Source organism: Chryseobacterium sp. JJR-5R, assembly GCF_034047335.1.
Lineage (GTDB): Bacteria > Bacteroidota > Bacteroidia > Flavobacteriales > Weeksellaceae > Chryseobacterium.
Genome location: NZ_CP139137.1, coordinates 2,053,202 through 2,067,285, shown reverse-complemented (window position 1 = coordinate 2,067,285; position 14,084 = coordinate 2,053,202). Strand labels below are relative to the sequence as shown.

The 14,084-nt window shown below is 40.1% G+C and carries 1 protein-coding gene; it reads right to left on the bottom strand.

Annotated features, from left to right (window positions below; all coding sequences use genetic code 11):
- Positions 1 to 2 precede the first annotated feature (2 nt).
- Positions 3 to 14,075 carry a non-ribosomal peptide synthetase gene (locus SD427_RS09230; protein WP_320560983.1) on the bottom strand — a complete coding sequence of 4,691 codons (14,073 nt, stop codon included), beginning with the start codon at positions 14,073 to 14,075 and terminating at the stop codon, positions 3 to 5.
- Between the last annotated feature and the right edge of the window lie 9 nt (positions 14,076 to 14,084).

Genomic DNA, 14,084 nt, shown 5'->3' with positions numbered 1-14,084 from the left:
AATCATATCTTTATTCTATTCTTTGTGTTTGCAGATAGCTTTTCTCTGCTAATGATTTTAATATTATTTATCAACACGCTTTGTTTTTCTATTGTAAGTTCTGTAAATATATCCTGTAATGAGATCTTTACGTCGAGTTTCTGGTGAATTAATGTTGACAGACGGGCGGCCTTTAAACTGTGACCGCCCAGCTCAAAGAAATTATCCATTACCCCAATACTTGGTACTCCCAGAACTTCTTCCCAGATAGCAACAAGCTTAGCCTCCGTTTCATTACGGGCTGAAACATATTCAACACCGGAACCCAATGAAGATCCAAAGGCATCCGGTAAACTTCCCCGGTCTAGCTTTCCATTACTCGTCAAAGGAAAAGAATCCAAATGGATATAATGACCCGGAAGCATATACTCCGGAAGAAGCCCACGTAAGTGATCCCGAAGAACGGAACTCGTTACTGCACTGGAACCCGTAAAATAAGCAGCCAAATCATTATGACCTTCCCCATTCTCTACAACCAAAACTACACTCCCTGTCACATCAGCATGACCCTGAAGCGCATGCTCGATCTCACCAAGCTCAATTCGGTAACCCCGGATCTTAACCTGACTGTCTTTTCTTCCTATATACTCTATACTCCCATCTACCAGCCAGCGACCTAAATCGCCGGTCTTATACATCCTGGAACCTGAAAGATAAGGGTTCGATACAAACTTCTCAGAAGTTAATACTTCATTGTTCAAATAACCTCGCGCTACGCCTACTCCCGAAATGCAGATCTCTCCTACTACTCCTATTGGACAAAGACTATCATTCTCGGAGAGAATATACATCTGAGTATTAGAAATAGGACGACCAATGGGAATACTGTTCTCAAAACCGGCATGACATTCAAAATACGTAACATCTATTGTGGCTTCTGTTGGTCCGTATAAATTCATCAAGCCAACATCTGGCAACAATCTGAAAAACTCACTGTTCTGATGAAGTGTTAAGGCTTCACCACTCACAAAAACCTGTTTCAGACTTTTAAGCTTTTCTAATGCTTCCACATGAGCATCTAAATAATATAAAAACGTCTCCAGCATTGAGGGAACAAAGTGTATCACGCTAACTTCATTTGAAGCAATGTTCGAAACCAGTGACTCAGCGGACTTCTCTTCTCCATGAGGAAGAACTGATAGTCTGGAACCGTATAAACTCCACCATAAAAGCTCCCAAACCGACACATCAAAAGAATAACTCGTCTTTTGAATAAGGGTATCGGAGCTGGATAAACTATAGGCTCCCTGCATCCAATCCAACCGGTTAACAAGACCACCATGTTCTACCATAACGCCCTTTGGACGGCCCGTAGATCCGGATGTGTAAATAACATAAGCCAAATCCGAAGGATGGGGATGACAATCAGGTGAAGTAACAGAGTACGACGACCTTTCCATATGGAATAACAGCAGTTCTTCTGAATCTACAACGACCTTACAACCGCTGTCTTCTATCATATAACTGGTACGATCGGAAGGATACGAAGGATCAATAGGAACATAAGCACCTCCTGATTTTAGAATCCCAAAAATCGTAATTAATAGATCTTCGGACCTTTCAAGCTGAACTCCAACAAGGTTTTCTCTGCCAATACCATACTGGCTGCGAAGATAGTTGGCAAACTGATTCGATCGTTCATCCAAATCCCGGTAACTAAGGGTATGGTCATCGTATATCAAGGCCGTATGGTCAGGATTCAACAGCACCTGGGATTCAAAAAGATCGATAACTGTTTTATCTCTAGGATAATCAGCCTTGGTCCGGTTAAAACCTTCGGTAACAGCATAACGCTCCTCCTTCTCCAGAATATCAAGCTGATCAACACCCAGATCAGGAGAATCACTGATAGAAACCAATAAAAGCTCTAAGCTCTTTATCAGACGATCGGCAAAACTACGCTCATAAATGTCAGTGTTGTAACACAAGCCTATGGTAAGACCTGAACCATTATCGGAAAAACTAAAGTCTAAATCAAATTTACTGACTGCGTAAGAAACTCCCTCATAAGAACTACCAGACATTCCTTCAGAAAGATCAACAGAACGATCTGTATTTCCGCTTTCCTGATCATGGAAATTAAGCATAACATCAAAAACCGGATTACGGCTCATATCACGTACAATATCCAGATCATCAACCAAACGGTCAAAAGGATACGATTGATGAGCATAGCCAGAAAGCGTCATCTCACGCACTTCGGATAGGAAATCTATAAAACGTTGATCACCTTCAATATGGCTGCGAAGGGCTAAGGTATTGACATAAAAACCAATCTGATCATGAAGATCAGCATGGTCACGACCCGCTACAGGAGTACCAACAATTAAATCTTTCTGACCACTGTAACGGTATAATAAAACCTTAACAGCGGATAAAATAGTCATGAAAAGAGTACTCCCGGTCGTTGAAGAGAGTTTTTTTAAACCTGAAAGAATATCTTCAGAAACGGAACCTGAAAGATAAGCACCGTTATAGGTTTTTACAACTGGCCGCAATCCCTTAGAAGGTAAATTAAGAACAGGCAAATCTCCTGAAAACTGTTCCTGCCAATAAGATTTAGACAACGAAACTCTATTTGCAAGCTCTGACTGCTCCCAATATGCATAGTCCTTATATTGTAAAGCTAAAGGAGACAATACTACTGGATGTCCTTCTTTAAAACTATCATATAAAGTGAATAACTCCTTTTTTAAGATCCCCATGGACCAACCGTCGCTGATGATATGGTGCATCACCAAACAGAATATATAACCGCCGCCTGATTGATCTTCAAGAACCCTAAAACGGATCAGAGGACCTTCTGACAAATCAAAAATACGATTGGATTCTGATGAGATAATTTCAGAGACTTTGTTTCCTTCTTTTTCAAAATCCAAAACCAAATGCTGGAAACTATCATCAGGAGTTTCTGAAAGAATATGCTGGTAAACTTCGCCTTCTGCTGATTCCCGGAAAACAGTCCTGAGAATCTCATGTCTTGATAATAACGAAAAGTAAGACTTTTCTAAGGAAGCTATATCAAAATCGCCCGAAATCCTGAAGACTTCAGGGATATTGTAAGCTCCATCTGCTCCTTCAAAACGACTCAGAATCCATAAACGGCGCTGAGACGAAGATAAAGGATAATACTCCAGATCAGGAGCTTTCGATATAGAAACATATTCTTCTGAATCACTACCGCCAAGCAATATACCTTGTTTTTCTATCGTAGATTCGGTAAAGATATCCTGTAACGAAATTTTTACATTAAACTCCTGATGAATCAAAGCTGATAAACGGGCAGCCTTCAAACTGTGACCGCCCAGCTCAAAGAAATTATCTTTGATCCCTATTCCAGACTTTCCTAAAACATTCTCCCAGATAGCAACAAGCTTTGACTCTGTTTCATTACGTGCTGAAACATATTCAACGCCGGAACCCAGGGAAGAACCAAAGGCATCGGGCAAATTATTATAATCAATTTTACCGTTAGTCGTTAATGGAAAAGAGTCCAACTGAATGTAATGACCGGGAAGCATATAATCAGGAAGACTGGTTCGTAAGTAATCCCGCAAATCAGAACCTCTCAATTCACAAGAACCTATAAGGTAAGCAGCCAATTCTTTTTCTCCTTCTCCATTTTCCACAACCTGAACGACGCTCCCTGTTACTTCAGGATGATTTTGAAGCGCAGACTCGATCTCACCCAACTCAATTCGGTAACCCCGGATCTTAACCTGGCTGTCCTTTCTTCCTATATATTCAATATTTCCGTCAGGCAACCAGCGGCCCAAATCTCCTGTCTTATACATCCTCTCCCCAGAAAGATAAGGGTTCGCTACAAACTTCTCAGAGGTAAGATCAGGGCGATTCAGATAACCGCGCGCCAAACCGGAACCGGAAATATAAATCTCTCCTGCAACTCCTACCGGACACAAGGATCCTGCTTCTGACAGAATATAAATCTGGGTATTGGAAATGGGACGACCAATAGGAATATTAGAGTATTCCTTATCTATTTCGAATGAAGTTGTCACTACTGTATTCTCCGTAGGGCCATAATTATTATAAGTTTTAAAACTTTTTTCACTATAATGTTTCAGCTTATCTCCACCTGTTAAAACTTTTAATAATGACTTATTATTAAAATTATAGAATTGTTCGCAGATTGCTGTTGGAAAAAATGTTATATTAATTCCTTTTTCTTCAATATATTGGTTTAATGCTGAAAGATCTGTCCTTAGGCTATCTTTCAATAAATGTATTGTTCCACCTTTGATTAGATAAGGAAACAGTTCCCATACAGAAGCATCAAAGCTGAAGCTTGAATATAAAGCGGAACGGCTATGTTCTGTAATATTAAATGCTTCTATATGCCAATGCATTAAATTGACAACACTTCTATGTTCTATCATTACCCCCTTAGGAAGCCCCGTAGAACCAGAGGTGTAAATAACATAAGCCAGATCTTCAGGGTTTGTTTTATGTTCAACAGCTAAAACGGAATAATCATCCATTTCCATTTTGAACAATAAAAGTTCTTCTGAATTCACAACCACCTTACAGCCACTGTCTTCCTTCATATAATCGATACGTTCTGAAGGATAAGATGGGTCAATAGGGACATAGGCTCCTCCCGCTTTTAGGATCGCTAAAATCGTAATTAATAGATCTTCGGACCTTTCAAGCTGAACTCCAACAAGGTTTTCTCTGCCAATATCATACTGGCTGCGAAGATAGTTGGCAAACTGATTCGATCGTTCATCCAAATCCCGGTAACTAAGGGTATGGTCATCGTATATCAAGGCGGTATGATTAGGATTTAATAAAACCTGGGATTCAAAAAGATCTACTACAGTTTGATTTTCTGGGTAGTCTAATTTCGTCTGATTAAAACCTTCGGTAAGAAGATAACATTCTTCAGCTTCCAGAATATCAAGTTTCTCAATCTCTATTTCTGATGACTTACTAATGGATGCTAACAGAATTTCCAAACTTCTGAGCAGACGGTCTGCAAAATCTTTATCATAAGTATCAGTATTATAGCACAATCTGATGGATAATTCTGAATCTGTCTCTATAAAACTAAAGTCTAAATCAAATTTACTGACTGCGTAAGAAACTCCCTCATAAGAACTACCAGACATTCCTTCAGAAAGATCAACAGAACGATCTGTATTTCCACTTTCCTGATCATGGAAATTAAGCATAACATCAAAAACCGGATTACGGCTCATATCACGTACAATATCCAGATCATCAACCAAACGGTCAAAAGGATACGATTGATGAGCATAGCCAGAAAGCGTCATCTCACGCACTTCGGATAGAAAATCTATAAAACGTTGATCACCTTCAATATGGCTGCGAAGGGCTAAGGTATTGACATAAAAACCAATCTGATCATGAAGATCAGCATGGTCACGACCCGCTACAGGAGTACCAACAATTAAATCTTTCTGACCACTGTAACGGTATAATAAAACCTTAACAGCGGATAAAATAGTCATGAAAAGAGTACTCGCGGTCGTTGAAGAGAGTTTTTTTAAACCTGAAAGAATATCTTCAGAAACGGAACCTGAAAGATAAGCACCGTTATAGGTTTTTACAACTGGCCGCAATCCCTTAGAAGGTAAATTAAGAACAGGCAAATCTCCTGAAAACTGTTCCTGCCAGTAAGATTTAGACAACGAAACTCTATTTGCAAGCTCTGACTGCTCCCAATATGCATAGTCCTTATATTGTAAAGCTAGAGGAGACAATACTACTGGATGTCCTTCTTTAAAACTATCATATAAAGTGAATAACTCCTTTTTTAAGATCCCCATAGACCAACCGTCGCTGATGATATGGTGCATCACCAAACAGAATATATAACCGCCGCCTGATTGATCTTCAAGAACCCTAAAACGGATCAGAGGACCTTCTGACAAATCAAAAATACGATTGGATTCTGATGAGATAATTTCAGAGACTTTGTTTCCTTCTTTTTCAAAATCCAAAACCAAATGCTGGAAACTATCATCACGAGTTTCTGAAAGAATATACTGGTAAACTTCGCCTTCTGCTGATTCCCGGAAAACGGTCCTGAGAATCTCATGTCTTGATAATAACGAAAAGTAAGACTTCTGTAGGGAAGCTATATCAAAATCGCCCGAAAGCTTAAATACCACTGGTATATTATAAGCATTAGCCGCTCCTTCAAAACGACTCAGAATCCATAAACGGCGCTGAGACGAAGATAAAGGATAATGCTCCAGATCAGGAGCTTTCGATATAGAAACATATTCTTCTGAATCACTACCGCCAAGCAATATACCTTGTTTTTCTATCGTAGATTCGGTAAAGATATCCTGTAACGAAATTTTTACATTAAACTCCTGATGAATCAAAGCTGATAAACGGGCAGCCTTCAAACTGTGACCGCCCAGCTCAAAGAAATTATCTTTGATCCCTATTCCAGACTTTCCTAAAACATTCTCCCAGATAGCAACAAGCTTTGACTCTGTTTCATTACGTGCTGAAACATATTCAACACCGGAACCCAATGAAGATCCAAAGGCATCCGGTAAACTTCCCCGGTCTAGCTTTCCATTACTCGTCAAAGGAAAAGAGTCCAACTGGATATAATGACCGGGAAGCATATAATCAGGAAGACTGGTTCGTAAGTAATCCCGCAAATCAGAACCTCTCAATTCACAAGAACCTATAAGGTAAGCAGCCAATTCTTTTTCTCCTTCTCCATTTTCCACAACCTGAACGACGCTCCCTGTTACTTCAGGATGATTTTGAAGCGCAGACTCGATCTCACCCAACTCAATTCGGTAACCCCGGATCTTAACCTGGCTGTCCTTTCTTCCTATATATTCAATATTTCCGTCAGGCAACCAGCGGCCCAAATCTCCTGTCTTATACATCCTCTCCCCAGAAAGATAAGGGTTCGCTACAAACTTCTCAGAGGTAAGATCAGGGCGATTCAGATAACCGCGGGCCAAACCGGAACCGGAAATATAAATCTCTCCTGCAACTCCTACCGGACACAAGGATCCTGATTCCGACAGAATATAAATCTGGGTATTGGAAATGGGACGCCCAATAGGAATATTAGAATTGCACTGATGGAATGAATCTAAGTGATAGATCGTACAGCCTATTGTAGCTTCTGTAGGGCCATACTCATTATAAATATGAGCGTTTGTATTATTGACAAAAAAATGATTAACCTGATCACAAGTAAGTTTCTCACCTCCTAAAATTACGGTATTGGATCGCAGCTTTTCTCCCAAGGCTTCAAAATGGGATGGCGTGATTTTTATACTGTCAAAATTACAACTCTGATCATCTTCTATTCCTAAAAAATTGTTTTCCAGAATAGTAAGTGTGTGTCCGGTAATAAGAGGAAGAAATATTCCTGTATACGTTAAATCAAATGATGCTGATGTAAAAACACTGAAATCACCCTGAGGATAATAATTCATCCCCCAGAAAAGATAATTCATTAAGCTTCTGTTCTCAATCATTACTCCTTTGGGATGGCCCGTAGATCCGGAAGTGTAAATAACATAGGCCAGATCTTCAGGAGACCTACTGTGCTCAGGAGATAAGACGGAATAATCGCACTCAATATCCTTAAATCTTAAAACGACTTCACCATCAATAACAACCTTACAACCACTGTCCTCTATCATATAACTGGTACGATCGGAAGGATACGAAGGATCGATAGGTACATAGGCTCCTCCCGCTTTTAAAATCCCTAAAATTGTAATAATAAAATCCTCAGACTTTTCAAGCTGAACTCCAACAAGGTTTTCTCTGCCAATACTATACTGGCTGCGAAGATAGTTGGCAAACTGATTCGATCGTTCATCCAAATCCCGGTAACTAAGGGTATGGTCATCGTATATCAAGGCCGTATGATCAGGATTCAACAGCACCTGGGATTCAAAAAGATCAATAACCGTCTTATCTCTAGGATAATCAGCCTTGGTCCGGTTAAAACCTTCGGTCAATAAATAATACTCCTCCTTTGTTATAATATCCAGTGAACTTAGCGGAAGGTCAGGCTGTGATGCTAAAACATTGATCAACTTTAACAAATGTCCTTTAAGCTGCTCCATAGTCTGTTGACTATAAACCCCTGGATTATAGCTGAACTTGAAGGAATGGGTGTTTCCGGGAACAATAACTACTGTTAAATCATAGTTTGTCTGTTCTACATTATGAGTTTCCAAAATCTTTAACTCAGGGGCTTTACTCATTCCCTGACCTACCATCTCCTGAACCGGATAGTTCTCATAGATCAGGATATGGTCAAACAAAGCCTTACCAAGCTCACTCTCACCCTGAATATCTGCCAGCTGGCTGTAATGATAACCTGTTGAGGAAATACTATCAAAATGTAAAGCCTTCGCAGTCTCAGAAAATACAGAATCTGCACCTGCCCGAACACGGACAGGAATCGTATTGATAAACAATCCTACCATATCCTCAATACCATCAAGATCGCCAGGACGACCGGAAACTACCGAACCAAACACAACATCAGTTTCTAAACCTCCGTTATAGATACCAAGTAACACGCCCCAAACACACTGGAAAAAAGTGTTCTCCGTAATCCCCAGATCTGTACAAACCGATTTGAGAAGAATACTCGTTGCTCTATCCAAAGAAAAATCCAACTCTTCTATAACAGATCCTGATGCAACGAAGCTGCAATCCTTGGGAATTCCAAAAATACCACTGTAACCAGATAATTGACCCTGCCAGTAAGAACGACTCGCTTCATGATCAACACTCTCAAGCCACGAAAGGTAAGTACCATACGTATTCACCGGTTTTAATGAAGGTGAAGACCCACTCTTCAATGCATTATAGATATGAAGAAGGTCACCTATTAAGATCCCTAAACACCATCCATCCATAAGGATATGGTGCATACTCCAGATAAACTCATACACATCCTCACCACACTTTAAAATAGATAAACGCATCGGATTCTGATGGCATAAGTCAAAACCTTTGGCAATATCATTCCGCTTGTAATCTGATAAGAAAAAATCCGCCTCAGGCCCTGAACCAATTTCTGCATAATGAAAATCAGCAAATCCATCTTTCTTCACCACCTGAAGAGGAATATCACTCAAATCATCACTGAAAACGGTACGCAAAACAGAGTAACGGCGGATAAGCTCCCTATAACTCTCTTTCAATAATTCGATATCCAGGCCACCGGAAAGACGATAACTCATCTGAATAAAGTAAACTGAATCGCCGGGAGAAGATAACCAATGGTAAAATAAGCCCTGCTGAAGGGGTGCTAAGCCATACACATCCTCTAAATCAACTCCTGTATTCAACTCCTTAACTGCAGAAATACTTAAATCTTTATAGGTAAGATCCACAGGCGTCAGGTACTGAACAGATTCTCCCGACAAAATATCAATCAAACTGATAAGGGTAGATTGATATAAAGAACATAACGATTCTATGGTACCGGCATCGTACTGACCTGAACTGTAAGAGACTCCCAACTGTAATTCATCATTGATGATCATTCCGGAGATATCCAGAACACTATCGCGTTCTTCATCCAGACTCTGGTCTTTTCCCCATGAGCGCCGAGAAAATTCAAACATACTATCTCCTCCCTCTGATGCCAGCCCAGAACCAAAATCACCCAGGTAATTAAACAAAACATCTCCGATTACAGGATAATCTACTCCTTTTATATGTTTTAATATTCCATAACCGATCCCTTTATTAGGTACACGGTGAAGGATTTCCTTGACTTCTATAACATGATCCAATAAACTACGCCCGTTGGAAAATGGTAGTACAACAGGATATACAGAGGTAAACCAACCAACCGTACGGCTGATATCTAAACCAGAGCTTATAGGCTCCCGACCATGACCCTCCATCTTCAACGACAGGCAATTTAATCCAAAATAACGGCTTACACTGTAACTCAGACATGCTATTAATATATCATTGATATTCGTCTTATACGCACGGAAACACTCCGTTTGTAAACGATTTGTATTTTCTTTATCTAAACTAAAACTTACCAGTCTTGTATCAGCGTTCTTTTTACTCCCCGAAGGATGGTCTACAGGGACAGCATCAACCTTCCTGCCCAAAACAGAATCCCAATAAATAACCTCTTGTTCAAGCTCACGGCTATTCGAATATTCATATACCTTCTCTGACCAGTGTTTAAAGGAATCGGTCTTTAAGGGAAGTTCAACTACTTTTAACCCTTTTTGATAACCACTATATAATGTCACTAAGTCTTCAAATAGAATACGCCACGAAACTCCATCTACTACAAGATGGTGAACCGCAAGAAAAATGTAATCACCAGCAGAAGACCTGAGCAGGCCTGCCTTAAAAAGCAGACCATCTTCTATACGGATACCGGACTGGACTGCAATACATGCCTGGGAAAAGGAAGCATCATCATGCACTTCAAACTCCTCAATATCCAGCATGATATCGGAAACATCACGGTTAAACTGATGCCACACGGTATCCTTGCGGTATACCATACGAAGGGCATCATGATGTACAAACAGCGAATAAAGGGTTTGTTCTAATAGGGAACGGTCAACACAATCACGGCTTTTTAATAATACGGACTGATGAAAGTGGTCTTTATCTGAATAAAACCCTTCCAGAAAATCCTTCTGAATAGGGGTAAGAGAAACATCCCCAAAAACAAGTCCCTGATCTGTAAAGCGGCTAAGGGCCTTCACGTGTAAAACTAAATCAGCAATCACAGGATACAACAAAATATCCTTAACCTCGCAGCTATAACCTTTCTGACGAAGACGAGATACAATCTGAATACATTTAATGGAATCGCCTCCCAAAAGAAAAAAATCATCCCTGATTCCTACAGGAGATTTTTTAAGAACATCTTCATATACACAGACCAATACTTCTTCAAGAGCAGTACGCGCTGAAACATATTCAACACCGGAACCCAATGAAGATCCAAAGGCATCCGGTAAACTTCCCCGGTCTAGCTTTCCATTACTCGTCAAAGGAAAAGAATCCAAATGGATATAATGACCCGGAAGCATATACTCCGGAAGAAGCCCACGTAAGTGATCCCGAAGAACGGAACTCGTTACTGCACTGGAACCCGTAAAATAAGCAGCCAAATCATTATGACCTTCCCCATTCTCTACAACCAAAACTACACTCCCTGTCACATCAGCATGACCCTGAAGCGCATGCTCGATCTCACCAAGCTCAATTCGGTAACCCCGGATCTTAACCTGACTGTCTTTTCTTCCTATATACTCTATACTCCCATCTACCAGCCAGCGACCTAAATCGCCGGTCTTATACATCCTGGAACCTGAAAGATAAGGGTTCGATACAAACTTCTCAGAAGTTAATACTTCATTGTTCAAATAACCTCGCGCTACGCCTACTCCCGAAATACAGATCTCTCCTACTACTCCTATTGGGCAAAGACTATCACTCTCGGAGAGAATATACATCTGAGTATTAGAAATAGGACGACCAATGGGAATACTGTTCTCAAAACCGGCATGACATTCAAAATACGTAACATCTATTGTGGCTTCTGTTGGTCCGTATAAATTCATCAAGCCAACATCTGGCAACAATCTGAAAAACTCACTGTTCTGATGAAGTGTTAAGGCTTCACCACTCACAAAAACCTGTTTCAGACTTTTAAGCTTTTCTAATGCTTCCACATGAGCATCTAAATAATATAAAAACGTCTCCAGCATTGAGGGAACAAAGTGTATCACGCTAACTTCATTTGAAGCAATGTTCGAAACCAGTGACTCAGCGGACTTCTCTTCTCCATGAGGAAGAACTGATAGTCTGGAACCGTATAAACTCCACCATAAAAGCTCCCAAACCGACACATCAAAAGAATAACTCGTCTTTTGAATAAGGGTATCGGAGCTGGATAAACTATAGGCTCCCTGCATCCAATCCAACCGGTTAACAAGACCACCATGTTCTACCATAACGCCCTTTGGACGGCCCGTAGATCCGGATGTGTAAATAACATAAGCCAAATCCGAAGGATGGGGATGACAATCAGGTGAAGTAACAGAGTACGACGACCTTTCCATATGGAATAACAGCAGTTCTTCTGAATCTACAACGACCTTACAACCGCTGTCTTCTATCATATAACTGGTACGATCGGAAGGATACGAAGGATCAATAGGAACATAAGCACCTCCTGATTTTAGAATCCCAAAAATCGTAATTAATAGATCTTCGGACCTTTCAAGCTGAACTCCAACAAGGTTTTCTCTGCCAATACCATACTGGCTGCGAAGATAGTTGGCAAACTGATTCGATCGTTCATCCAAATCCCGGTAACTAAGGGTATGGTCATCGTATATCAAGGCCGTATGGTCAGGATTCAACAGCACCTGGGATTCAAAAAGATCGATAACTGTTTTATCTCTAGGATAATCAGCCTTGGTCCGGTTAAAACCTTCGGTAACAGCATAACGCTCCTCCTTCTCCAGAATATCAAGCTGATCAACACCCAGATCAGGAGAATCACTGATAGAAACCAATAAAAGCTCTAAGCTCTTTATCAGACGATCGGCAAAACTACGCTCATAAATGTCAGTGTTGTAACACAAGCCTATGGTAAGACCTGAACCATTATCGGAAAAACTAAAGTCTAAATCAAATTTACTGACTGCGTAAGAAACTCCCTCATAAGAACTACCAGACATTCCTTCAGAAAGATCAACAGAACGATCTGTATTTCCGCTTTCCTGATCATGGAAATTAAGCATAACATCAAAAACCGGATTACGGCTCATATCACGTACAATATCCAGATCATCAACCAAACGGTCAAAAGGATACGATTGATGAGCATAGCCAGAAAGCGTCATCTCACGCACTTCGGATAGGAAATCTATAAAACGTTGATCACCTTCAATATGGCTGCGAAGGGCTAAGGTATTGACATAAAAACCAATCTGATCATGAAGATCAGCATGGTCACGACCCGCTACAGGAGTACCAACAATTAAATCTTTCTGACCACTGTAACGGTATAATAAAACCTTAACAGCGGATAAAATAGTCATGAAAAGAGTACTCCCGGTCGTTGAAGAGAGTTTTTTTAAACCTGAAAGAATATCTTCAGAAACGGAACCTGAAAGATAAGCACCGTTATAGGTTTTTACAACTGGCCGCAATCCCTTAGAAGGTAAATTAAGAACAGGCAAATCTCCTGAAAACTGTTCCTGCCAATAAGATTTAGACAACGAAACTCTATTTGCAAGCTCTGACTGCTCCCAATATGCATAGTCCTTATATTGTAAAGCTAAAGGAGACAATACTACTGGATGTCCTTCTTTAAAACTATCATATAAAGTGAATAACTCCTTTTTTAAGATCCCCATGGACCAACCGTCGCTGATGATATGGTGCATCACCAAACAGAATATATAACCGCCGCCTGATTGATCTTCAAGAACCCTAAAACGGATCAGAGGACCTTCTGACAAATCAAAAATACGATTGGATTCTGATAAGATAATTTCAGAGACTTTGTTTCCTTCTTTTTCAAAATCCAAAACCAAATGCTGGAAACTATCATCAGGAGTTTCTGAAAGAATATGCTGGTAAACTTCGCCTTCTGCTGATTCCCGGAAAACAGTCCTGAGAATCTCATGTCTTGATAATAACGAAAAGTAAGACTTTTCTAAGGAAGCTATATCAAAATCGCCCGAAATCCTGAAGACTTCAGGGATATTGTAAGCTCCATCTGCTCCTTCAAAACGACTCAGAATCCATAAACGGCGCTGAGATGAAGATAAAGGATAATATTCCAGATCAGGAGCCTTAGAAATAGTACGATAAGAAACATCTACTGACATAAGGTAGGAAATTATTTCCTCCCGATGCAGTGATATTTTATCAATAATTTCTTTCCTGATCTTTCCTTTGTAACTTTTAACAGACAATTTATCATCTATTAAGTTGATATATATAGACTCTTTATATAAGAGTTCAAATAATTCTTCCATAAATTAGAT